Origin of the sequence: Geovibrio thiophilus, from assembly GCF_004087915.1 — a bacterium.
In the GTDB taxonomy this organism is placed as follows: domain Bacteria; phylum Chrysiogenota; class Deferribacteres; order Deferribacterales; family Geovibrionaceae; genus Geovibrio; species Geovibrio thiophilus.
In genome coordinates this window covers 1,984,444-2,007,508 of record NZ_CP035108.1, presented here as the reverse complement: position 1 = coordinate 2,007,508, position 23,065 = coordinate 1,984,444, and the positions used below count along the sequence as shown (strand labels likewise).

Genomic DNA, 23,065 nt, shown 5'->3' with positions numbered 1-23,065 from the left:
GAGGACAAAATGCCTGATATTAAAAAAATACTTGTCGCCAACAGAGGCGAAATAGCTATAAGGGTTTTCAGAACCTGCCGCAGGCTGGGCATCAAAACCGTTGCCATCTACACCCATGCGGACAGAACGGCTCCCCATGTCAGATACGCTGACGAGGCTTACTGCATCTCCGAAGCGGATAACGACACAAGCTACCTGAAAGCTGACAAAATAATAGAAATCGCTAAGAAAGCAGGGGCCGCTATCCATCCGGGATACGGCTTCTACTCCGAAAACCCGACGTTTGTACAGCGTCTTGAGGAAGAGGGCGTTGTGTTTATCGGTCCCTCCGCGGAGCATATCAAGCTCATGGGCTCCAAAACCGGCGCCAGAAACGCAATGGTTGAGGCGGGCGTACCTGTTGTTCCCGGAACAAAGAACGCAATCCGTGACATTGAGGAAGCGAAAAAAACCGCAAGGGAAGTAGGTTACCCGATCATGCTGAAAGCCGTCCACGGCGGCGGCGGAAAGGGCATGAGGCTTGTTCAGGGAGAAGAGGATTTTGAATCCTCATTCCGCATGGCTTCCTCTGAGGCGGAAAACGCTTTCGGCAACGGAGACATGTACATCGAAAAATTCATCATAGGTCCCCACCATGTGGAGATACAGATTCTTGGCGACAAGCACGGCAACGCGCTTCACCTCTTTGAGCGTGAATGCTCCATCCAGCGCCGCCACCAGAAGGTTATTGAGGAGGCTCCCTCACCCTTTATCAATGATGAAACAAGGGCTAAGATGTATGATGTCGCGGTGAAAGCTGTTAAAGCGATAGGTTACTACAGCGCCGGAACCTTAGAGTTTATCGTGGGAGAGAATCAGGATTTCTACTTCCTTGAGATGAACACAAGGCTTCAGGTTGAGCACCCGATTTCCGAACTCATAACCGGTGTAGACATAGTAACCGAGATGATCAAGGTCGCGGAAGGCAAACCCCTCACCTACAAACAGGAAGAGATCGTGAGAACCGGACACGCCATCGAGTGCAGGATTTACGCAGAGGACCCCAGCAACAACTTTGCTCCCTCACCGGGACTTATAACCGTGTACGAAACTCCGGGCGGTCCCAATGTCAGGGTTGAGAGCGGCGCTTTTGCTGGCTATGAGGTTCCCCTGTACTATGACCCGATGATAGCGAAGGTCTGCTCTGTGGGCAAAACCAGAGAGAGCGCCATAATCGCCATGAAAAGGATTCTTACCGAGTACAAGGTATGCGGCATAAAAACATCCATCCCTTTCCACCAGAGGGTTCTGAAGAACGAAACCTTCCTTGCGGGCAACTATGACACAAGCTTCATAGACACCAAGTTCGACATGGAAGACCTTCAGCGCAAAGAGGGAAAGGATCCCTCCGTGGCGCTCATCGCGGCGGCTATTAAGCAGCTATTGAGCGAAAAAATCTCGGCACAGCGCTCAGTCACCAGAAGGGACGTGGGCGAAAGCAACTGGAAGCGTTTCGGCAGGCTGACAAGCCTCGGAAACAGGCTCGGATAAGGGGTGGATAATGATAACCAAAAGACAGTACTTCGCGACGGTTGATAAGGGCGAACAGGAATACACCATTGATATTGTTGAGGAAACCTCAAACGTGTTCACCGTCAGCATAGACGGAAAAGAAAGCACGGTTGATTTCGCGCGGATGGGTGACAACCTGTATTCGATCATTATTGACGGACGCTCTTATGATATTGATGTAACAGAAAAAGGGGATAATTTCTCCGTGCTCATGGGAGGCGACCACTTCGATGTGGAGGTTCTGGATGAGATGAAGCGTCTAATGAAGCTCCGCACATCCGCAGGGCTTGAGGGGCGTCAGGTCATTGAGGCGCAGATGCCCGGCATGATCTGGAAGGTTCTTGTGGAGCCTGAGCAGGAGGTCAAGGCGGGTCAGCCGCTTATGATCCTCGTTGCCATGAAGATGGAAAACGAGATCAAGGCGCCGAAGGACGGAGTGGTTCAGGAGCTTTTTGTTAAGCCTGATCAGACAGTCGCTGCCGGAGATAAGCTGGCGGTTGTGGAATAGACGGAGTTTTAAAATTGAACTTGTAATGATATAGTTGAAGGGAGAGTCGGTGACGGTTCTCCCATCGCTTTTTAAACGGAGAAAACAACATGGCAGGTTTTGATAAAAAGACCGTGCAGGACTGGGAAAAGCTCGCCGCGAAGGAGATTAAGAAGGAAGATGTTTCATCCCTCATGTGGGATACTTCGGAAGGCATAAGAGTAAAACCGCTGTACACGCTTGAAGACCTTGAGAAACTAGAAAATATAAATACAATCCCCGGATTTGCGCCCTTTATGCGCGGTCCCAAGGCGACAATGTATGCGGGGCGTCCGTGGACTGTGCGTCAGTATGCGGGCTTCTCCACAGCGGAGGAGTCAAACGCTTTCTACCGCCGCAATCTCGCGGCAGGTCAGCAGGGACTTTCCGTTGCGTTCGATCTCGCCACTCACAGAGGCTACGACTCAGACCATCCCAGAGTGGTGGGCGATGTGGGCAAGGCGGGGGTCGCAATCGACTCTATCCTTGACATGGAGATTCTGTTCAAGGACATTCCCCTTGCGGATGTTTCCGTGTCAATGACTATGAACGGCGCGGTTCTGCCCATTATGGCGCTTTACATCATCGCCGCTGAGGAGCAGGGAGTCACTCAGGACAAGCTTTCAGGCACAATCCAGAACGACATACTGAAAGAGTTCATGGTGCGAAACACATACATCTATCCCCCTGAGCCCTCCATGAACATTATTTCGGACATCATAGAATATACCAGCAAATACATGCCGAAGTTCAACTCTATATCCATCAGCGGCTATCACATTCAGGAGGCGGGAGCGAACAATGTTCAGGAACTCGCCTTCACTCTCGCTGACGGCGTTGAGTATGTGAAAGCAGCCATTGCAAAAGGACTTGAGGTCGATCAGTTTGCGCCGAGACTTTCGTTCTTCTTCGCAATAGGCATGAACTTCTTCATGGAGATCTCCAAGCTCCGCGCGGCAAGATTCCTCTGGGCGGAGCTTATGAGTCAGTTCAACCCGAAAAACGTTCTCTCCTCCGCACTCCGCACCCACTGCCAGACCTCCGGCTGGAGCCTCACCGAACAGGATCCCTACAACAACGTCATCAGAACCACAATAGAGGCGATGGCTGCGGTTCTGGGCGGAACACAGTCACTGCATACCAACGCTCTGGACGAGGCTATAGCTCTTCCCACCGACCACTCGGCACGCATAGCCAGAAACACGCAGCTTGTAATTCAGGAAGAGACAGGCATATGCAATGTTGTTGACCCTCTGGGCGGTTCATATTATGTTGAGTCGTTGACGGCATCGCTCATAAGCGAGGCGCGCAAGCTCATAAAAGAGATAGACGCACTCGGCGGTATGACAAAAGCAATCGAATCCGGCATGCCGAAGCTTAAGATCGAGGAATCCTCAGCGAGAAAGCAGGCGAAAATCGATATAGGCGAGGATGTTATCGTCGGGGTGAATAAGTACAGGCTCGCCAAGGAAAACCCCATAGACGTGCTTGACATCGACAACACTGCGGTTCGCGAGGCGCAGATAAAACGCCTTCAAAGGCTCCGTGCGGAGCGCAATGAGGCGGAATGCCGCGCAGCCCTTGAAGAGATAACAAGAGTCGCCGAGACAGGGCAGGGCAACCTCCTTGAAGCGTGTGTGAATGCCGCGAGAAAGCGTGCCTCAGTCGGTGAAATGTCTGACGCTATGGAAAAGGTTTTCGGCAGGCACAAGGCGGAAATTAAGCTTGTATCCGGAGTGTACGGAAAAGTGTTTGAGGACAGTGAAGATTTTGCTCAAATTAAGAAAGAAATAGATTCCTTCAGCGAAGAGGAGGGGCGCAGACCCAGAATCCTCATCGCTAAAATGGGGCAGGACGGACACGACAGAGGCGCTAAGGTTGTGGCTACGGCTTTTGCTGATGCCGGTTTCGATGTGGATGTGGGACCTCTGTTCCAGACTCCTGCCGAAACTGCTAAAATGGCAGTGGAGAACGATGTTCACGCCATAGGCGTATCGAGTCTCGCGGCAGGTCATAAAACCCTTGTGCCTCATCTGGCAGAAGAGCTGCGCAAGCTCGGAGCTGATGATGTTGTCATTGTCTGCGGAGGGGTTATCCCCCGTCAGGATTATGACGCGCTGTACGCCGCCGGAGCAGCCTGCATTTTCGGTCCCGGTACTCCCATAACAAAATCAGCCAGAGAAACTCTGGAAGCCATAAGGAAAAAGAAAATCTCATAATGGATTTGGACTTACTCACGCAGGAGATACTAAAAGGCAGCGTCAGGGCTATCGGAAAAGGGATAACCCTGATAGAAAGCCGCAGACCTGAGCATGCGGAACAGGCGGCTAAGCTTCTGGACAGGCTTCTGCCTCACTCCGGCAGGTCGCTCAGAGTAGGCATCACAGGCGTTCCGGGCGTGGGCAAAAGCACATTCATCGAATCTTTCGGCAGGCATCTCACCTCTTTGGGGCACAAAGTGGCGGTGCTTGCCGTTGACCCATCCTCTCAGATAACAGGCGGAAGCATCCTCGGCGATAAAACACGCATGGAGGAACTTTCCCGTGATCCCAACGCATTCATACGTCCCTCCCCCGCCGGAGACACCCTAGGCGGCGTCGCCAGACGCACAAGGGAGACAATGCTCCTCTGCGAAGCGGCAGGGTATGATGTAGCCATAGTGGAAACCGTCGGCGTCGGGCAGTCGGAAACGGCCGTGGCATCCATGGTGGATTTCTTCATGCTGCTACAGCTCGCAACAGCGGGTGATGAGCTTCAGGGGATCAAAAAAGGTGTCATGGAGCTTGCGGACGCTGTAGTCATAAACAAGGCGGACATAGACCGCAGCAAGACAGATCTCGCCAAATCGCAATACATCACAGCCCTGCATATCCTCCGCCCCAGAAGCCGCAACTGGTCAGTCCCTGTGCTCACTGTGAGTGCTCTGAAAAATGAGGGGATGGAAGAAGTCCGCACAATGCTGATGAACTTCCGTGAGGCTATGGAAAAATCCGGTGAATTTGAGGATAAACGCCGCAGCCAGTCAGTGGACTGGATGTGGAGCCTGCTGATGGATGACCTTAAGTCACTGTTTCTCAATAATAAAAACGTAAAAGGCATCTTTCCGCAGGTGCAGGAGGCAGTTTCAAAAGGGATAACCACTCCCTCTGCTGCCTCAAAACGTCTTCTGGACGCTTTCAGGAAATATTAGTTTTTTGTTTTTTCATCTTAAGCGGGATAATTTTTAGGCAAAAGTTCCCTCGAATTCCCTTAAAACCCTAATCACTGAGCGGCGGTCATATCTTTTTTTTGTATTAGTCTTCAAAATATGCTATATTATTAATTATTTCAGTTCAGAGAGGCACTGGCAATGGCAGATTTACCCGTTACTCCGGCGATACGTGTTTTGAGAGCGGCTAAGGTTCCCTTTGAGGGGCACTTATACAAATATGTGGAGAAGGGCGGCACGGCGCAGTCCGCAAAAGAACTTGGCGTTGAAGAGCATATCGTGGTGAAAACCATTATTGTCGAAGATGAAAATAAAAAACCGATGATTGTCCTTATGCACGGGGACAGGGAGATTTCCCTGAAAAATCTTGCCAGATTCATCGGAGCAAAGACCCTGCATCCCTGCGATCCGAACACGGCTAACAAGCACACAGGCTACATGGTCGGCGGAACATCCCCTTTCGGCACAAAGAAGCAAATGCCCGTTTATGCAGAGGAGACTATTTTTGAACTCAGTAAGATACTGATAAACGGGGGGAAAAGAGGGTTTCTGGTAATTCTGGATCCGAAGGATATGGAAAGAGTGCTTAAGCCTGTTAAGGTGAACGTCGGGATTGAGTAGATGAGAATCAGACGCTAACCCCGACATCATCCGATAGCCGGGGTTTATATCATCTGAAACTTAACCCATTGCGTTAAGACGGACAGCGAGCCTTGATACTCTTCTGGAAGCCTGATTCTTGTGAATCACGCCTTTAGTGGAGATTTTTCTTATTGTGACTTCGGCGTTTTTAAAAGCTTCTGCTGCCACTGCTTTATCTCCGCTTGATACAGCCGCGAGAAATTTTTTGATGACAGTTCTCATTTTAGATTTATTCGCTTTGTTCGCAAGAGCCTTTTTACTGTCCTGTCTGATTCTTTTGTTAGCACAAAGTGTGTGGGCCACTTTTCACCTCTAGTATTTTTGTAAGAGGTGATGTATATCAAAAGAAACCTCCTTAGTCAAGGGGTTTGAGTGTATTTGTGGCTGTATTTTTAAAATTTCCGCATTATGGGGTGTCTTCTTATGAAAAAACTTATCTGTCTTATTTATGTATGTGCTTTTTTAGCTGCCTGCGGTGCAAAGGAGCCGAAGGTTGAAACGGGGCAGGCGATACTCGCCGGATTTTCCTCCGCCGGAGAAACTGAGAACTCCAAACGGCTCGGAGAGCTTACTGCCCAGCTTCATGAGGTAAAACAGGATATAGAGATAATCAACCGCAGAAACATGGCGATTGAGGAAAAATACAAACAGATTATAGAGCTTTTCGTGGCTTACAGGGAAACCTTGACCGCTATTAATTCAAAAGTGGACAATTTTACTCTCACAAAGAATTTGGCTTATTCAAATAAAGGTGTATCATTGTATGGGAACCGTAATTTAACCGGCGAACCGGTGAAGATAATTTCACCCGATTCAATGGTGGAAATTCTGGAAGGCGAGGCAGGGACTGCGGGTGTTGCGGCTGTGCGTTCGGCTGACGTTTACGGATATGCCGACGGAAGGTCGTTTACCAAGCTTCTCAAATAGCCTCATACGGTTACCCAGTCTTCTTCCCTTGAGAAGAACGGAGGTATTAATGAAGAGGTCAGCGCTTTATCTGTTGTCTCTCCTTATGCTCGTGTCCATCAGCGCATGGGCAGCGGCAGGGGGAGACACTGCGGAAAGAACCGCAAAAACGTGCGCGGGTTGTCACGGAACCTACGGTGCTTCACCCGGCACATTCATCCCCACTATCGGCGGTCAGAACGCCGAATATCTTAAGAAAGTTCTCATTGAGCTGAAAGCGAAAAAACGCTCCCACAGTGTTGAGATGTCTCTCATGGCATCCGGCTACACCGAGGAACAGATTATCGCTGTATCCGAATGGTACGCCGAGAAAAAATGGGTCGATTCCAAGGTTAAGGTAAAGGAATACAATATGAGCGCGACTGTTAAGCTCATTGAGGATTATTCCTGCTTCGGCTGTCACGTTAACAACGGAAAGGGCGAGGGCGAAACACCCGCAATAACCGGACAGGCGCCCGGATACCTGAAAAATGTGCTGATGAAGTATAAGGCGGGGCTGATCCCTTCGGATGAAATGGTTTTTCTCAAAGATATTAGCGAAGTTGAGATAGACGCCATGGTGTCTTATCTCACAGAACTGGGGAGGAACAGATGAGCGGCATATCCAGACGAAACTTTGTTAAGGCTTCCGCCGCTGTCATAGCCTCGGCGGGTATTTCCGGCTGTGCGGGAAGCCTGAATCTTAATTTTAATAAGCAGCAGGAGCAGGTTATTCTGCCAAAATCCGGCAAAAGAGTAGTCGTTCTCGGCGGCGGCTGGGGAGGGACCACGGCTGCGAAATATGTTAAGCTCGGCGATCCTTCCATTGAGGTTGTGCTTGTGGAGAGGCTGGATAATTTTGTCTCATGCCCGATGAGCAACCTTGTTTTATCCGGAATGAAATCCCTTCAGGAAATCACTTTTACATACGATGCTCTGGTGAAAAACTACGGCATCAAAATTATAAAGACAGAAGCTGCGGGGCTTGATGCCGCTGCGAAGCAGCTTATCACCGCGGCAGGGCGCATTGAGTATGACAAGCTCATAGTCTCCCCGGGCGTAGAGTTTATGTATGATAAGATAGAAGGCTGGTCAAAGGACGCTGAGGATGTTTTCCCCCATGCTTACAAGGCCGGCAGGCAGACAACACTCCTCCGTGAGCAGCTTGTAAACCTGAATAACGGCGAGAATGTCCTGCTTACTGTTCCTCTTGCTCCATACAGATGCCCTCCGGGTCCTTATGAAAGAGCGTGCCAGATAGCTTTTTACCTCAAGAACAACAAGAAGGGTTCTAAGCTGATAGTCATTGATGCCAATGAGGATATTGCCTCCAAGGGCAAGCTCTTCCATGCGGCGTGGGATGATTATTATAAGGATGTCATAGAGTATGTGCCTGACACTGCCGTGAAAGGTGTTGATGTAAAAAGCAGAGTTGTGAAAACAACCAACGGTGATTTTAAAGGCGGCGCGGCGAACATTATTCCGGACATGAAGGCGGGCTCTTTTGCTTACAAGGCAGGACTTCTTCCCGAAACCGACCGCTGGGTGAGGGTGCAGGCGTTTACCCTTGAATCTCAGGCGTTGAAAGATGTTTTTGTGCTCGGAGACTCCACCCATGCCGGAACCGTGGGTCCTGTTCCGAAATCAGGCTTTGTCGCCAATTCAATGGGCAAGGTAGCGGCTGCCGCTGTTGTGAATCAGCTTAACGGCAAGGAGCCATTGAAGCCGAACCTTGTTAATACATGCTACAGCATGGTTAATGACAGGGAGGCTATATTCATATCAGGTGTGTACGACTATGACGAAACGACTAAGCTGATAATCAGCAGGGGCGGCGGGCTTTCCCCCGAGCGTTCGGAGCTCTACGCAAAACATGCTGAGGACTGGGCGCTAAGCATCTGGTCGGACATGCTGACGTAATGAAACAGATACAAGCTGAACCGCCGTTTTTCGCGGCTGTTCAGCTTGTTGACAAAGGCAAAAAACTGAGACAGCCGCGTCGCTGACGCTCCCCGCAGTGACGTAACTTATTAGCAATACAGACTTGAGTTAAACATGCTCATCTCAGTGCCAAATACTGAGTTTGTCATCAGTCTGACCGCTGTTTTTCGCGGCGGTTTTCTTTGTTTTGCGGAATCTGATTGGGATTCATTCAAAAAACATAATATTTTGATTATTATATTTTCTTATCTATTGAATTAAATACTTGCCTCTATGTTTTATCATCTGTTTTATTCCCGAATTGTTTTAATGCTAATTGCTTTAGTGACAAATAAGTTACGTGATTAAAAAGTAACACGTCAGCGGGATAGATGTTTTCAATAAGCGAAAAACATATGATGTAACTAGTGTTTATAATGTGAAAGAAAATGTATATTGTATACAAAAAACTCTTTACATTTTTTTATACATCGGTATAGTAGCTATATTCCAATCTTGGAATATGGTGAATAACAGATAGATAAAGTAGATTAATACGTAATCAGCCCCGAGGTTTTTTTATTATGAGTTCAATGACGGGACTAAAAACCGCTCTTGCGGAAAATAACTATGAAAGCGCCATCAGTGTTCTTTCCGGCGCGAATCCTGATAAAAACGGTCTGGTCAGTCTGTCCGCCGCTTTTATGTTTCTCTCCCTTGTTTTCAGGTATCCGGATAAGCCGGTTTACGACACCCTCGAAAGGTATCTTCCCGAATTTCAGTCATTTATTGATGAATATACGGCGGGCATTCTTGAGCTCACCGACAGGCGTGAAATGGAGTACGACTATGTGCGTCTCTTTATAAACGCACCCGGCGGAATGAAAGCAAACCCTTATGCCTCATGCTGGCTCAGTGACGAAAAGCTCCTCTGGGGCGAGCAGATGATGCGCCTTAAGGAGCTCATGGAGAAGGAAGGCTTCGTAATGAGCGCTTCCGTGACCGAGCTTGAGGATCACGTAAGCGTTGTCCTTGAGTTCTGTTCGGTTCTCACTGAAAAGATAGCATCAGGTGCGGAACCTTGCGGAATAGGCAGCTTTTTTGCGCTTCTTGAAATAATGAGAGATTTTTTCCCCGCCTTCGCCGATAAGTTCGCTTTAAAAGTAACCGAAGAGGCGGAGCTGGAGTTTTATAAAACCGCAGGGAGACTTACTCAGGGCTTTCTTGCGGATGCAGAGCAGATTTTCGGAGAGCTGATCTTCGAAGGATAATAAAAATAAAGGGGCAAACGCCCTGTTGGTTTATGGAGGCAAAACATGAAAAGAAAAGCGGTTATGGTTCTCACAATTGCTCTTATCCTCGCTTTCGCAGTTGCGACTGCGTTTGCTGCGGGAAATGAAAGAAAAGGCAAAAGAACATGGAAGAAAAGCTGCCGTACGGCATGTCATGAAGGAGGCAAGGCTTCTGATCTTTCTCCTGTTTCAAAGACTCAGGCTCAGTGGAAGGCCCTCTTTGACGGCAACCACGCTAAGATTGATGCTGCTCACAAAGCAAAAGGCGCTTCGCACGATGCTCTTCAGCCCAGCGACTGGGAAGATATATACGAATATCTGAAAGGTCACGCGCTGGACAGCGATCAGCCCGAAACCTGCGGTTGATAAACTAAGTGCCTGAGCGGGTGTTCCCTTCAACACCCGCTCAGACAAACAGTTAAAAGATATAAACCAGCGTTCCCTTCAACGCTGTTTATATATAATTTCATTCCTTTTTATGGGGGCAGTTTATGAACAAACTTCTCGTTGCGCTTTTAACAGTGTTCATGTCTGTCTCGGTTGCTTTTGCGGCGGATCCTTCCCTTGAGGATCTCAAAAATCAGATAACCGCATTGCAGTCTGAGATAGACACGATCAGCAAGCGTGTGGATGTGACAGAGCGTCACACAGCGCTTGACAAAACCAATCTCAGCATAGAGCTGAGGACAAGGCTTGACTCCATCAGCTATAACGATGTGCGGGCTCTTCCAGCATACGCTAACGACATGATGGGGCTCTGGCTCAATAATACCCTTATTTCCGGCGCCGGCGGTTCCGCATGGGACACAAACGGCGACTTCTGGAACGATGCTTTCATGCAGAACTATCAGCAGGACTTCGGAGCTCTCTACACAGAGCTTATGGGAACCTCTGAGGTTGCGCAGGAGTTTCAGATGAACTTCGGAGCCCTTATCGGCAGCGACGGTACAGGCAACTTCAGCAATACCGACTGGGTTGACGGCATGATCGACTTCGCAGGGATGACAGGTCTCGCTGACGGCAACATGAACGGCGTTACCGACTATCAGGACGTTGTTATAACTGTCGCCGGAATGAACGGGCTCGATCTCAACGACCCTGCTCAGGCTGCTCAGGCGCAGATGATGGCAAACATGATGGCATTCGCTTACCTCATGAGCGACAGCACGCTTTCCTCTGCAGAGGCTGCGGTTGTAAAATCCATGTTCAAAGGTGTCAAACCCAGAAAGTATGACACAGAAAACAGCTCAATGTTCACAAACAAGCTTCGCCTTCGTCTCAACAGCAAGGTCAATAATAACCTCAGCTTCGCCGGCAGGCTTGTTATGTATAAATCATGGGGCGATTCCAACAACATCAGATTTTTTGACGGAACATTCAAGAGTATGTATCTTGACGGCAACTCCGCCGCTGTTCCGACAGATGATTCTGTGCATGTAGAGAGAGCCTACTTCGTCTATAAGAACAATATAGGCGATATGGGCTACCATTTCTCATTCGGACGCCGCCCCTCCACCTATGGTCCCGGGTATGAAAACCATGAGAACTCGGTTCTCGGCGGTTCTCCCGTGGCTTCTATCATCCAGTGGAACTTCGACGGAGCGTCTCTCCAGTTCGATTTTGACGCATGGGTTCCCGGCTCTTTTATTAAATTCTGCTACGGCAAAGGCTTTGAAGGTCAGTGGGGTACTGCGAACGCACTTTCCGCGAACAACGGTCTCATTTCCAATCCTAATGTAGACGATGTTGAGTTCGGCGGAATCATCTTTAAGTTCTATGACGATGAGCAGTATAAGGTATGGTACAACTACGCCAGAGGAATCGGCGTGACGGACGGCTTCACCGGAATGGTGGCTATGCCCTTTTACATAAGCGGCAAAGACTACAATCTGGACGGCGAGTACGATGAGTACACGTTTAACGCCAACTACGGCGGTTATGCCTCAAGATTCGAGCCCACAGCGGAAATCGGCGACATAGAAATGCACGCCTTCCTTGTTCAGGGCGAGAACTACGGTTTTAACTGGTTCGCTTCCTACAACCTCAGCGTTACTCATCCGGACGGCAGATCAAACAACCCCATGTTCCAGTTTATGGATCAGGACAAGCTTCTCGGCTCAGACAGCAGCAAGCACGGCAACATGGTATGGGTGGGCGTTACAACCCCCGACCTTCCCTTCACCGGCGGCAAGCTCGGCTTTGAGTACAATCAGGGAAGCAAAAACTGGATAAACTTTACAGCTGGCGAGGATGATCTTGTAGGCAGCAAGCTTGCCGTAAGAGGTAAAGTTTACGAAGTTTACTATCACCAGCCCATAGTCGACAATAAGCTGTTCGCCACCATCGGCTATCAGTACTTCGACTATGACTACACAGGCAGCGGCAACCCCATGGGCGCGCCCACCAAAATTGATGACGTAAACGGTCTTCATGCGATGATGCCTGTTGTTGATAAGGTAGAGAAATTCTACGGTTCCTTCACTTACAGTTTCTAGCACTTTCACGCGGGGGCTCACTAAGAGCTCCCGCTTTTATAAAAGGCTGATAAATGACCGTATTGCGCTTTTTACCCATGTTCCGTTCCGCACATCAGATTCAGGTCATAAATACTTTAAATGCTTTTCCCAGTGGTTTGATAGCAATTGTGACAGTGTTATAAAAACAAATATTTGTACTTGCATATATTGAGAAAGACAGATATAGATATACTTGTATATTGTATACAATATGCAGTCAGTTAGTAAACGAATATGTCGGAAAAATTAGTGATACAACAGGAGGTCCATTCATATGAAGCTCAGTCGCAGGAAGTTTCTGGCGGCTTCCGGAGGGGCATTCGCAGCGGCAGTGGCAGCGGCGAATCTTTCATCCCTTACGGCAGTTGCGGAAAGCGGACACGGTGATGCGCAGACAGGGGAAAAAGGCGAAAAGCATATAGCCTCGTCCTGTGAAATGTGCGTTAACAAGTGCGGGTTTTACGCCCACGTGGTTAACGGACGCATCAAAAAGCTTAACCCCAACCCCCATTTTTTCAAAAGCCGCTCAATGCTTTGCGCAAGAGGCAACGCAGGCGCGGAAGAACCCTACAACCCCGAAAGGCTTAAAACACCTCTGGTGAGAGACGGCGAAAGAGGCGAAAATAAATGGAGAAAAATCTCTTATGAAGAGGCTTTTCAGATAGTCGCTCAGAAGCTGGCTGAAGCCAAAACAAAATATGAAAACCGTTCATCAGTGGCGTTTTTCTCATCCGAAGGGCTTCAGGAAGGCAGTTTTCAGATGCTCGCACAGACCTACGGCTCACTTAACACAGTGCGCCACCCTTCACTCTGTCTCTCTTCCACAATACAGGGCTGGTCATCCGTTTACGGAGTTTACCCCGATGCGGATCTGGCTAACGCCATGTTTGTGGTAATGCCCGGAGCAAACAGGGCAGAGGCGCTTGTAACGCCGGATTCAATGGACTTTCTGCGCTACAGACCCAAGGGTCAGCAGCTTGTTGTTCTCGATCCGAGGTTCACCAACACGGCAGCGAAGGCCGACAGGTGGTATCCTGTGAAACCGGCTACCGATATGGCTTTCATGCTCGGCATGATAAATGTGATCATAAACGAAGAGCTTTATAATAAAGAATTCGTCGCGAATATGACCGAAGGTTTTGAAGACCTTAAAGCTCATGTTCAGCAGTACACCCCTGAATGGGCTGAGAAGGAGTGTGAAATCCCCGCATCCGAAATAAGGTGGTGCGCGCGTGAGTTCGCTAAATATGCTCCCCGCTCAGTAATTTACCCGGGCAGGAGAACATCATGGTATGTGGATGACGTTGCCTTCCGCAGAGCCTGTGCGATTATCCCCGCCCTTTGCGGCTGTTGGGATGTTCCGGGCGGCATAGTTCCAAAAGCGGGTGTTCCGCTTAAGACTCCTGATGTTATGTACCCCTTCTATGATATGGTTGAGGAAAGGCTTGATGTTGAATCCTTCGGAGAGTTTGACAACAACCTGCCGGATGACGCAAGAAAAGAGGCCGGACTCCCTCTTGATTCCGTTGCTTACCTCGGCGAGAAGGACGGAAGCTGGGTCAGATTCAGGGAAGCCGTTCTCAGAGGCGAGCCTTACCCTGTCAAGATGATGATGGTCTACAAGCAGAACTTCGTGGAAGCCGCTCCCAACAGGGTCAAGACCCTGAAAATGATGGAAATGATGGACTTCATCTGTATGATAGATATACAGATGTCCGATACCGCCTACTATGCGGATCTTGTTATTCCCGAATCCACCTACCTCGAAAGATGGGACGTGGTGCACAGTCTTGCCGGTATATGGCCTATAGCCACCTTCCGTCAGGCGTGTGTTGAGCCTGTTTTCCAGACAAAATCAATGTTTGAGATCACAGCCGGCATAGTGGACGAAATGCTTAAGATTCCCGAACTTTGGGATGACACGGATGAAGAAGAGCTTGAATATTTCAAGGAAGACTTTGTCGAAGCAATACTCCACGCACCCATACAGGATTATATAAAATATCAGGTAAGCGGTTATGAAAACGGCTACGAAAGGCTCCTTAAAGAAGGCGTGATCTATAAAACCGATCAGGGTGTCTACGGCACAACCAAGAACGACGCTTACAGGTTTAAGACCAGAAGCGGGAAAATAGAATTCACCAATGTGAAATACCCTGAAAAAGGGCTTGATTCGCTCCCTGTTTACAGAAGAGCGAGACAGCCTAAAAACGGTCAGTTCCGTTTCATTCTCGGCAGACACGGCTGGAACACCCACACCGGCACACAGAACAACGAATATCTCTGGGAGATACAGAAGGAGAACACTCTCTGGATAAACTCCAAAGAGGCTTTTAAGCTCGGTATCAAAAACGGGGATAAAGTTGTTGTGAAGAGTTCAGTGGGCGAACAGTCGCTCAGAGCCGAGGTTACGGAAAAAATCCGCCCCGACTGCGTATACTATGCTCACGGCTTCGGACGTATTTCCAAGGGAATGAGCCTTGTTTACCAGAAGGGCGCCTCTCAGGCGGCGATACTTGAGGACTACATTGAACCCATCTCGGGAAACGCCGCAATGCACGAAACCTTTGTAACCGTAAGCAAGGCGTAGGGAGGTAATGGTATAATGGCTACTAAAAAATTCGGCATAGTTCTTGATGCCAAAAAATGCCTCAACTGCAAGGCATGTACCGTTGCCTGCAAGTTTGAGAATATGATCCACCCGGGCGAAAACGAATACAGGATATGGGTTACCGAGCTTGAGCTGAAAGGGGTTTATCCTAATATTTCGCAGGAATATCAGCCCTCTCAGTGCCAGCACTGCGAGAACACCCCCTGCGCCAGCGTCTGCCCCACGAAGGCGACCTACAAATCCGCCGAGGGTGTGGTGCTCATCGACTATGACAAGTGCATTCTCTGTAAAGCATGTATGACAGCATGCCCCTATGACGCGAGATATGAAAACGTTCACCTTCACGCCATAGACAAATGCACCTTCTGCTATCAGCGCCAGCCTGAGGGCAGAGAACCGGCATGTGTTGAGACATGCCCCACCAGAGTCAGGGTTTTCGGCGATCTTAACGATCCCGAAAGTGAAGCAAGCAAAGTGCTTGCCCGTAATCACTCATATCAGCTTAAGCCGGAGAAAAATACCAAACCCCGGCTTCACTACATAAAATAAGGGGGATGTTCTGATGGCAGCACATACAGAAAACCACGGAAAATCCTTTTTGAAGTCCCTTATAGTTAATAATAAGGACATTCCCGCAATGCCTTTTATAATCCTAGGGCTTGTTCTCTGCGCCGTGGGTGCATTCGCGGTTATCACTGTGTTCGTAAAAGGACACCACGAATCATACGGAGTAACCAGACAGGTTCCTTGGGGACTTCTGATCTCCTCATACGCCTATTTCGTGATTATCTCCACGGGTATAGCGTTCATAGGCGGTCTCGGGCATGCCTTCGGGTATGAAAAATACGCGAAGATCAGCAAGAGGATTGTCGTTCTGGCGACTATAGTTCTCCTTGCCGGATTCACGCAAATCCTTATGGAGATAGGCAACCCGCTGAGAATGGTTTATATGATGATAAGCCCGAACTTCAAGGCGCCTATTTTCTGGATGGGTATGTTCTACGGCATAGAGCTTGTTATCCTCGCCTTTGAGCTTTACCTGATCTTCAAGCCGAACCAGACTGAAAGCGACCATAAACTCGCCGCAGTTGCGGGCTTTCTCGCCCTCCTTGTGGGTGTACTCGCCACAAGCAACCTCGGCTATGTTTTCGGCTCACTCAACGCAAGAGACTGGTATCACGGAATATACTTTTCCACATTCCTTGTGGTTTCGGGTGTAACAGCCGGAGCGGCGCTGCTCATACTGGTTCACACAATAGTTTACAAAGGCTCTCTTCCCCAAGAGCTCAAGCCCTCTATGGTCTCCCTCGGCAAGCTGATGGGCGGCGGAATAGGGGTGATGATATTTCTTTACCTTTGGAAGATGCTTTCATCAATATTCACTGAACCGGGCGATGCTTATATGTCCGTTATGGCGCTTGTCAGCGGTCCCCTGAGCTTCAACTTCTGGTTCGGTGAAATGCTTCTCGCGGTTGTTCTGCCCCTTGCGCTTATAGTTACCGCTAAGGGAAGCATCAAAAAGCTGAGCCTTGCGGGTTTCCTTTTCCTTATCGGTCTGTTTTTCACAAGGTATGACTTTGTGGTGGCGGGTCAGCTTCCTCCTATGAGGGAAGGGTTCGCGGGTTCTGGTGTGGTCACGAATGCCGCAGGGCTTGCCATGTACAGTCCTTCCGCTCTTGAGTGGCTTATTTATCTCTTCGGTTTCGGCGTCTTCTTTCTGCTGTATTTCTCAGCGGAGAAGTTCCTTAACCTTGAGACAGAAGCGCATCATTAAACAGTGAAAATCCGCGCATTCCGGCGGATTTTACGGATACTCCCAGACGGCAGTCCTGTTCGCGGGGCTGCCGCCCGGGCAGAATAAAGGAACTGATATTTGTTTATCTCTATATATTAGTTCAGTGATAAATACTTGCTAATATTATAGATTTAATCTATGATATTATTCATAGATAATTACTTGGTAATTTAGTTTTTTAATATTGAATAGTTAGAATACTTATAGAATAATTGTTTTTACTATTGAATTTTTAAATTGTAAGTTTCGTAAAAAAATGTATACTGGAATAGTTTTTTGTTGATAATTTATTTGTTTAATTTTTACGAAAATAGTGCGCCTCAGCCAATGATAGCAGATGCCTGTTCCTCATGTGTGTGCCGACTTGAGCGGTACGGATGAAGCGGCAGGCTGAGTTATAAATTTTAATTAACCCCGATGGAGGTATTTTAATGCGTATGGTAAGCAGAATTCTTATGGCTGCCGTGTTCAGCATGGCTCTTTTTGCCGCAGGCTGCGGAACGGCGAAGAAGGAGGTTGCCGCCCCCGCCGAGGCTGCAAAAGCTAAATCTGTTGCGGAACAGATTATTGAAGCCGGTTTTGAAATGGTCAAATTCGATGAAGTTAAAAAGGTTGTCGGTGACGGCATGTTCAACGCTTCAAGAGGTGTTCTTGTTGACGCGCGCCCCGAACGCACATTCGATCAGGGACACATCCCCGGTTCAGTGAATGTTCCGGACAACAAGTTTGAGCAGTTCTTCCCTGTTCTCGCTGAAAAGAAAGTGACTAAAGACACTTACATAATCACTTACTGCGGCGGTGTTGACTGCATAAAAAGCCTTTATGACGCTAAAATGCTCAAAGACAAAGGTTATACAAACATAAAAATCTACCTTGACGGTATGCCCGACTGGACAAAACAGGGGCAGGCGATCGAAATAGGCTTTGAAACAGCGAAAAAGCTTCAGGCAGACGGCAAAACTCTTTTCGTTGACGCACGTCCCGAAAGAGTTTTCGCCAAAAGCACAATCCCCGGTTCTGTCAATGTTCCTGATAACAAATTTGAAGAGTTCAAAAACCTTCTTCCCGCTGAAAAAAGCGAAACTTTCGTTGTTTACTGCGGCGGCTATGAATGTGTGAAATCACACATCGTGGCCGAAGAAGCCATGAAACTCGGCTACAAGAAACCCCTCATCTACGCCGGCGGTCTTCCCGAGTGGGAAAAAATGGGCGGAACAATGTCTGCTGCCGCTCCTAAGGCTGCCGCTGCCGCCGCACCCGCAGGCGCAATCAAACAGGGTGCCGAACCCGGCTCCGTTGACAAGGACTACTTTAAGACTCTTGTTCCTTCCAGACCCGCGAATATCATTATTGTTGATGTAAGGACTCCCGCTGAATTCCAGAACGGTCACATTGAAGGCGCAATAAACATAGACGTGAACAAAATATATAAAGAAGGCTGCGAGGCTGTGACTGCTCTTCTTCCTAAAGAAGGAGACGTCATTTTCCACTGCGCCTCAGGCGGCAGAGCGGGCGAAATGTATTTCGGTCTTGTAGAGGACTGCAACTTCGCTCAGAAGGAAAGACTCCACTTCCTTGACGCTCACGTAAAATTCAGCAACGCTCAGTGCATAGTTGAATAACCGAAGCAATTACACTTTTTCATAAACTTTCTTCAAAAAAGGCAGCCCGGAGTTTTCTCCGGGCTGTTTTTTATTCCTTGAGCGCCTTGTGGCAGAGTTCGCCCAGACGCTTCAGATACATTTCAGTTTCGTCATTCCATACCACGGCGCAGTTTATGCGCATGCAGTTATTGTATTTGTCCTGCGATGAGAACACCGTTCCCGGGGCGAAGCCTATCCCCTCGTGGGAGGCACGCTGATAAATAGCAAGAGTGTCCGCCGTTTCCGGCAGCTCCAGCCAGAGAATGAATCCCCCTTTGGGGCGGGTGATTCTTGTCCCTTCGGGAAAATATTTAGATATTGCGTTGGTGAAGGAGGCGACTAAGGAGGCGCATGTGCCTCTGAATTTCTTGAGGTGGCGGGTGTATTTTCCGGATGCAAGATACTCCGCCAGTGCAAGCTGAGTGGGGCGTACGGTGTCTACCGTGGTGGACGCCTTGTATTTGAACATGGGTGTGAGATATTTTTCCGAGCACATCCACGCAACTCTGTATCCGGGGGCGATTGTTTTGGAGAAGGAGGACACGTATATAACAGATTCCCTGTCATACTGGTACAGCGTGGAGGGGCGCTCCCCCTCATGGGGCAGGTCGCCGTATATGTCATCCTCAATTATCACCGCTCCGCTGCTGCGGAACATCTCTGTAATCTCCTGCCTGTCTCTTTCGGGGATCAGGCAGCCGAGAGGGTTGTTGTAGTTGGGCTGGATGATTGCCGCTTTCACGTCATCCCTCATCAGGGCACGGCGGAGAGCCTCCTTGTCTATCCCTGTCACGGGGTGTGTGGGAAGCTCAAGGGCATAGATGCCCAACGCGTGGAGAATGTTTGTATAGCCGAAATAGCAGGGTGACTCGACAATTACGCTGTCCCCGGGTTTGGTGAGTATTTTGAGGGCAAGGTAAATCGCCTCCGAACCGCCGGATGTGATGATCATCTTATCTGTGGGCATTGTTATTCCGTTTGAGAGCATGTGATAGGCTATCTGGTTTTTTAGTTCCGGCAGACCGCCGATTGTCTCGTATGACGAATGGTTCGGTGTCTGCGCCATAGCCTTTTTCATCATCTTCGCAAGCTCATCGGTAGGCAGAAGCTTTGAGGACGGTTCCGCCACGGCGAAGGATATTTTGCTGGTTTTGCCCATTGTATAGTAAAGCTGCATCACAAGATCAAACTTGCTTACGGGATTCGGGATAGGTGAGGGGCTTGTCGCTTCAGGCTGGGGGAGCCTGCGCATCTGTGTATTCACAAGGAAATAGCCCGATTTCGGGCGTGATTCTATGAAGCCCTTGCGCTCAAGTTCCATATAAGCTTTCATAACAGTGGTAACGCTGGTTTTCAGCTTCTGCGCAGTCTCCCGCAGGGAAGGAATCTTTCCTCCCGCTTGCAGTTTTCCTGTTTTCACCATTTCTAGGATCAGTTCCTGTATCTCTTCGTAAAGGAATTTTCCGCTGTCAGCCGTCATAAAACACCTGTCTGTTATACCCTGAATTTCTGTTGACTGTATCTGTTATTGTTCTGAGAAAGTAGTATTATAATAAGCATAAAGAGTCAATGATTATCCGGAGGGATTATATGAACGGAAACTATAAAGTGCGCAACGAACATAATGAAGTCAGGCTCGGCATATTCGCTTTCAGCCTTGCAGTGCTCGGAATACTCTGCCTGATGGGCATACTTCAGTAAAATAAGCTTAAAGTAACTGTTACACCCGAAAGGGGTGTAACAGAGACAGGCATCATTTAATGCCGAATTCGTTTATTTTGCTGTGGAGTGTTCTGCGGGAGATTCCGAGAACTTCCGCAGCCTTGGTTTTGTTTCCGCCTGTTTTTTCCAGCGCCTTTATTATCAGATCCTTTTCGTTGTCCCTCATATCCAGAGAGCCGCAGCCGTTTTTTATCTCCAGCGGCGGCAGTGTGTCAGGCGTAAGTCTTTCCGATTTTGAGAGAATCACGCTTCTTTCGACTATATTTTCAAGCTCTCTGATATTGCCGGGAAAAGAATATTTTTTCAGCTTATCAATATAATTCCTTTCCGCTCCTTTGATCAGTTTGCCGAATCTCTGAGCGTATTTTGATATGAAGTAGTTCACCAGAGGCTCAATTTCCTGTGTTCTTTCCCGCAGAGGCGGCAGATTCACAGGGAAAACAGACAGTCTGAAATACAGATCTTCCCTGAATTCGCCTTTTTCCGAAAGTGTTTTCAGGTCTTTGTTGGTGGCGGCTACAATGCGTGCGTCAGTGGTGACGGTGCGGATTCCACCCACTCTTTCAAATGTTCTGTCCTGCAAAACACGAAGCAGCTTCGCCTGCACCTGCGGGGGAAGCTCGCCTATTTCGTCCAGAAATATTGTTCCGCCGTCCGCCAGCTCAAAGCGCCCCTCCTTATTGGAGGATGCCCCTGTGAAGGAGCCTTTCATATGACCGAAAAGCTCGCTTTCTATGAGGTTTTCGTTCAGGGCGGCGCAGTTAACGGCGATGAAGGGCTTGTTTTTGCGGGGTGAGTTTGTGTGGATGGAACGGGCTATAAGCTCTTTTCCCGTGCCGGATTCGCCCAGTACCAGAACAGTGGCGTTTAATGGAGCCACCATCTTAAGCTGTTCTATAATTTTTCCCAGTCCGTCGGCGGAGTAAACTCCCTCAAAGCCGTATTCCTCGGCGTATTCAAGCGGGGGTATAACAGTTTTTTCAGTCAGTGTTTTTGCCACTGTCTCAAGCATGTGCTCAATGTCCACAGGCTTGGTGAGATAATCAGCGGCGCCGAGCTTCATAGCTTCCACAGCGGTTTTAACGCTTGAGAATGCCGTTATCACTATGACAGGCACAGCCAGTCCCCGCCTGCTCACGTGGGTAAGAAAGGTCAATCCGTCCATTATATCCATCTTCATGTCAAGCAGGATTACATCCGGCTCAAAATCATCAAGCTTAATAAGCGCTTCCGCACCGTTTGAGGCCTCTTCCGTTTTGTATCCGCTGTCCTCAAGGTGGAGCTTCATCATCAGTCTGTGGTTGGATTCATCATCAACGATAAGTATTCTGCCAGCCATGTTAATTACCTGCCGAATTTTAATTCTATAATAAAGGGGTTGGTATTTGTCACTTCCGCCTGAAAGCCGTGGAGAGCGCAGATTCTTTTCACCACGGCAAGCCCCAGACCGGAACCTTTTGCCTTTGTGGTGTAGAAGGGCTCAAACAGTCTGCTTTTTTCAGGCGCTTCTCCTGCCACATCGTTTTTAACGCTTATGCCTTTTTCGCTGTAACGTATTTCCACAGTTCCGTGCTCCGGCGATGCCTGCAATGCGTTGAGGAGGAGATTGAACAGCACCTGAAGCATCTTGTCTGCATCAACTTTTATCAGCGCGTCCTCGCCTTCTATTACGGGGCGTACTGATTTGCTTCTGAAATCTGCGGAGAGAAGGTTCACTGTTTTGTCCACCAGAGCGCCGACTGAGATATTCTGCATATCCGCCTTGAGCTCCTTGCCGAAGGTGAGGAAGTCGTTCACAATGGTGTTCAGCCTGTTTATTTCGTCCGTGGTGTGGGATAAAATATCTTTTATGTCGGGGCTCTGCTCCTTTTTGGCGGCGAAGCTTATCAGTCCGGAGATTGAGCTGAGCGGATTTCTTATCTCATGGGCGAGAATGTGGGACATTTTACCCATTTCAGCTTCCTGCTCAACCTTTTTCAGGCGTTCTATCTGTATAAGATGCAGCTTTATGAAGCGTATGACAAGCACATAGGCGATAATGAGAAAAACCAGTATAATTCCTATCTGCGCCAGCCCTGTGTACATCTGCCGTTTTGCCAGAGCCACTGCGGAGGAATCCATGACTAGTGCAACTGTTATATCCTGAAAGTTGTCGGGGTTGGTCAGCTCCTGCATGAGTCTCTGTCCCTGCTGAGGGCGGTTCTGCATATGTTCATGATTCTGGCTGCTGAATGTTTTGAGCGATGTGTATATCGTAATGGTGTCTCTGCCTTCGACAATGGAATATCCGCTGATTTCGCCCATATAAGGCGGTGTGTATTCCGGTGACGGATTTACCTCTATGTTTCCGTTTTCGTCGAAGATTACCATATTCAGGACTGAGTTCTGTCTGCTCAGTTCCTCCACGAAGCGTTTCAGCCTGTCCGTGCCTGCGAATCTGGAGCCCATGAACGCCCGCCTGCCGCCTTCCAGCGATTTCAGGGAGTTTATGCCCATGTCGATTATATGGTGTTTATAAGTCTCAATGTTTCTGGTATAGGACTGTATGTGGATTACAGCGTGAATCAGGTTGAGCAGTATTACCGCTATAAGCACAAGCTTAAGTTTTTCCGCGAATCCGTTTTTGTTCTGTTCCATTAATCACCTTGTTGTTAGTGTGCTCAATATATCAGTTGCCATGTTTAAAGAGAAGTG

Annotated in this window: 19 protein-coding genes; 15 read left to right on the top strand and 4 right to left on the bottom strand. The window is 48.7% G+C overall.

Annotated features, from left to right (window positions below; all coding sequences use genetic code 11):
* The first annotated feature begins 9 nt into the window (after positions 1 to 9).
* From accC to ybaK, 5 genes are all read left to right on the top strand, one after another.
* On the top strand, positions 10 to 1,530 hold the full coding sequence (gene accC / locus EP073_RS09475) for an acetyl-CoA carboxylase biotin carboxylase subunit (protein WP_128466908.1): 1,521 nt from the start codon (positions 10 to 12) through the stop codon (positions 1,528 to 1,530).
* A 10-nt stretch (positions 1,531 to 1,540) separates the two neighbouring features.
* Positions 1,541 to 2,059 carry an acyl-CoA carboxylase biotin carboxyl carrier protein subunit gene (locus EP073_RS09470; RefSeq protein ID WP_128466907.1) on the top strand — a complete coding sequence of 173 codons (519 nt, stop codon included), beginning with the start codon at positions 1,541 to 1,543 and terminating at the stop codon, positions 2,057 to 2,059.
* Positions 2,060 to 2,148: 89 nt separating this feature from the next.
* A complete protein-coding gene (scpA, locus tag EP073_RS09465) occupies positions 2,149 to 4,296 on the top strand; it encodes a methylmalonyl-CoA mutase (RefSeq protein ID WP_128466906.1) in 2,148 nt (715 codons plus the stop codon).
* Positions 4,296 to 5,267 (top strand): methylmalonyl Co-A mutase-associated GTPase MeaB, encoded by a 972-nt coding sequence (gene meaB / locus EP073_RS09460; RefSeq protein ID WP_128466905.1) that lies wholly within the window; start codon positions 4,296 to 4,298, stop codon positions 5,265 to 5,267. Before scpA ends, meaB begins: the two co-directional genes overlap by 1 nt.
* 159 nt (positions 5,268 to 5,426) lie before the next feature.
* Positions 5,427 to 5,906 carry a Cys-tRNA(Pro) deacylase gene (gene ybaK / locus EP073_RS09455; RefSeq protein WP_128466904.1) on the top strand — a complete coding sequence of 160 codons (480 nt, stop codon included), beginning with the start codon at positions 5,427 to 5,429 and terminating at the stop codon, positions 5,904 to 5,906.
* A gap of 60 nt (positions 5,907 to 5,966) precedes the next feature.
* Here ybaK and rpsT read toward each other — a convergent pair whose 3' ends face one another.
* Positions 5,967 to 6,230: a 30S ribosomal protein S20 gene (rpsT, locus tag EP073_RS09450; protein ID WP_128466903.1), complete on the bottom strand. Its 264-nt coding sequence runs from the start codon at positions 6,228 to 6,230 to the stop codon at positions 5,967 to 5,969.
* Positions 6,231 to 6,350: 120 nt separating this feature from the next.
* Here rpsT and EP073_RS09445 point away from each other — a divergent pair, with 120 nt between their 5' ends.
* The 10 genes from EP073_RS09445 to EP073_RS09400 all read left to right on the top strand — a co-directional run bounded on the left by EP073_RS09445 (position 6,351) and on the right by EP073_RS09400 (position 18,628).
* Positions 6,351 to 6,854: a hypothetical protein gene (locus EP073_RS09445; RefSeq protein ID WP_128466902.1), complete on the top strand. Its 504-nt coding sequence runs from the start codon at positions 6,351 to 6,353 to the stop codon at positions 6,852 to 6,854.
* A gap of 49 nt (positions 6,855 to 6,903) precedes the next feature.
* Positions 6,904 to 7,488: a c-type cytochrome gene (locus tag EP073_RS09440; protein WP_128466901.1), complete on the top strand. Its 585-nt coding sequence runs from the start codon at positions 6,904 to 6,906 to the stop codon at positions 7,486 to 7,488.
* Positions 7,485 to 8,792: an FCSD flavin-binding domain-containing protein gene (locus EP073_RS09435; RefSeq protein WP_128466900.1), complete on the top strand. Its 1,308-nt coding sequence runs from the start codon at positions 7,485 to 7,487 to the stop codon at positions 8,790 to 8,792. The genes EP073_RS09440 and EP073_RS09435 overlap by 4 nt, the downstream gene beginning before the upstream one ends.
* Before the next feature lie 584 nt (positions 8,793 to 9,376).
* Entirely contained in the window at positions 9,377 to 10,063 is a 687-nt protein-coding gene (locus EP073_RS09430) for a TorD/DmsD family molecular chaperone (protein ID WP_128466899.1), read from the top strand.
* A 45-nt stretch (positions 10,064 to 10,108) separates the two neighbouring features.
* Positions 10,109 to 10,450: a cytochrome c gene (locus EP073_RS09425; protein WP_128466898.1), complete on the top strand. Its 342-nt coding sequence runs from the start codon at positions 10,109 to 10,111 to the stop codon at positions 10,448 to 10,450.
* A gap of 125 nt (positions 10,451 to 10,575) precedes the next feature.
* On the top strand, positions 10,576 to 12,579 hold the full coding sequence (locus EP073_RS09420) for a DUF3373 domain-containing protein (RefSeq protein WP_128466897.1): 2,004 nt from the start codon (positions 10,576 to 10,578) through the stop codon (positions 12,577 to 12,579).
* 295 nt (positions 12,580 to 12,874) lie between these two features.
* The gene (locus tag EP073_RS09415) at positions 12,875 to 15,190 is read left to right on the top strand and encodes a molybdopterin-containing oxidoreductase family protein (protein WP_128466896.1); all 2,316 of its coding nucleotides are present in this window, start codon (positions 12,875 to 12,877) and stop codon (positions 15,188 to 15,190) included.
* 15 nt (positions 15,191 to 15,205) lie between these two features.
* On the top strand, positions 15,206 to 15,760 hold the full coding sequence (locus EP073_RS09410; RefSeq protein ID WP_128466895.1) for a 4Fe-4S dicluster domain-containing protein: 555 nt from the start codon (positions 15,206 to 15,208) through the stop codon (positions 15,758 to 15,760).
* 13 nt (positions 15,761 to 15,773) lie between these two features.
* Entirely contained in the window at positions 15,774 to 16,985 is a 1,212-nt protein-coding gene (nrfD, locus tag EP073_RS09405; RefSeq protein ID WP_128466894.1) for an NrfD/PsrC family molybdoenzyme membrane anchor subunit, read from the top strand.
* A gap of 458 nt (positions 16,986 to 17,443) precedes the next feature.
* Complete coding sequence (locus tag EP073_RS09400; RefSeq protein ID WP_241653989.1) at positions 17,444 to 18,628, top strand: rhodanese-like domain-containing protein; 1,185 nt, start codon at positions 17,444 to 17,446, stop codon at positions 18,626 to 18,628.
* Between the two features lie 70 nt (positions 18,629 to 18,698).
* Here EP073_RS09400 and EP073_RS09395 read toward each other — a convergent pair whose 3' ends face one another.
* The 3 genes from EP073_RS09395 to EP073_RS09385 form a co-directional block, all read right to left on the bottom strand.
* Entirely contained in the window at positions 18,699 to 20,129 is a 1,431-nt protein-coding gene (locus tag EP073_RS09395) for an aminotransferase-like domain-containing protein (RefSeq protein WP_128466892.1), read from the bottom strand.
* A gap of 273 nt (positions 20,130 to 20,402) precedes the next feature.
* A complete protein-coding gene (locus tag EP073_RS09390) occupies positions 20,403 to 21,710 on the bottom strand; it encodes a sigma-54-dependent transcriptional regulator (protein ID WP_128466891.1) in 1,308 nt (435 codons plus the stop codon).
* Positions 21,711 to 21,715: 5 nt separating this feature from the next.
* Entirely contained in the window at positions 21,716 to 23,008 is a 1,293-nt protein-coding gene (locus EP073_RS09385) for an ATP-binding protein (RefSeq protein WP_128466890.1), read from the bottom strand.
* Between the last annotated feature and the right edge of the window lie 57 nt (positions 23,009 to 23,065).

Bases quoted from the DNA above. Each gene is read 5' to 3' on its own strand.
- accC (WP_128466908.1), top strand. From the start codon at position 10: ATGCCTGATATTAAAAAAATACTTGTCGCCAACAGAGGCGAAATAGCT.
- EP073_RS09385 (WP_128466890.1), bottom strand. From the start codon at position 23,008: ATGGAACAGAACAAAAACGGATTCGCGGAAAAACTTAAGCTTGTGCTT.
- scpA (WP_128466906.1), top strand. From the start codon at position 2,149: ATGGCAGGTTTTGATAAAAAGACCGTGCAGGACTGGGAAAAGCTCGCC.
- EP073_RS09420 (WP_128466897.1), top strand. From the start codon at position 10,576: ATGAACAAACTTCTCGTTGCGCTTTTAACAGTGTTCATGTCTGTCTCG.
- nrfD (WP_128466894.1), top strand. From the start codon at position 15,774: ATGGCAGCACATACAGAAAACCACGGAAAATCCTTTTTGAAGTCCCTT.
- EP073_RS09395 (WP_128466892.1), bottom strand. From the start codon at position 20,129: ATGACGGCTGACAGCGGAAAATTCCTTTACGAAGAGATACAGGAACTG.
- EP073_RS09410 (WP_128466895.1), top strand. From the start codon at position 15,206: ATGGCTACTAAAAAATTCGGCATAGTTCTTGATGCCAAAAAATGCCTC.
- meaB (WP_128466905.1), top strand. From the start codon at position 4,296: ATGGATTTGGACTTACTCACGCAGGAGATACTAAAAGGCAGCGTCAGG.
- EP073_RS09445 (WP_128466902.1), top strand. From the start codon at position 6,351: ATGAAAAAACTTATCTGTCTTATTTATGTATGTGCTTTTTTAGCTGCC.
- ybaK (WP_128466904.1), top strand. From the start codon at position 5,427: ATGGCAGATTTACCCGTTACTCCGGCGATACGTGTTTTGAGAGCGGCT.
- EP073_RS09430 (WP_128466899.1), top strand. From the start codon at position 9,377: ATGAGTTCAATGACGGGACTAAAAACCGCTCTTGCGGAAAATAACTAT.
- EP073_RS09400 (WP_241653989.1), top strand. From the start codon at position 17,444: ATGGTAAGCAGAATTCTTATGGCTGCCGTGTTCAGCATGGCTCTTTTT.
- EP073_RS09425 (WP_128466898.1), top strand. From the start codon at position 10,109: ATGAAAAGAAAAGCGGTTATGGTTCTCACAATTGCTCTTATCCTCGCT.
- EP073_RS09390 (WP_128466891.1), bottom strand. From the start codon at position 21,710: ATGGCTGGCAGAATACTTATCGTTGATGATGAATCCAACCACAGACTG.
- EP073_RS09470 (WP_128466907.1), top strand. From the start codon at position 1,541: ATGATAACCAAAAGACAGTACTTCGCGACGGTTGATAAGGGCGAACAG.
- EP073_RS09435 (WP_128466900.1), top strand. From the start codon at position 7,485: ATGAGCGGCATATCCAGACGAAACTTTGTTAAGGCTTCCGCCGCTGTC.
- EP073_RS09415 (WP_128466896.1), top strand. From the start codon at position 12,875: ATGAAGCTCAGTCGCAGGAAGTTTCTGGCGGCTTCCGGAGGGGCATTC.
- EP073_RS09440 (WP_128466901.1), top strand. From the start codon at position 6,904: ATGAAGAGGTCAGCGCTTTATCTGTTGTCTCTCCTTATGCTCGTGTCC.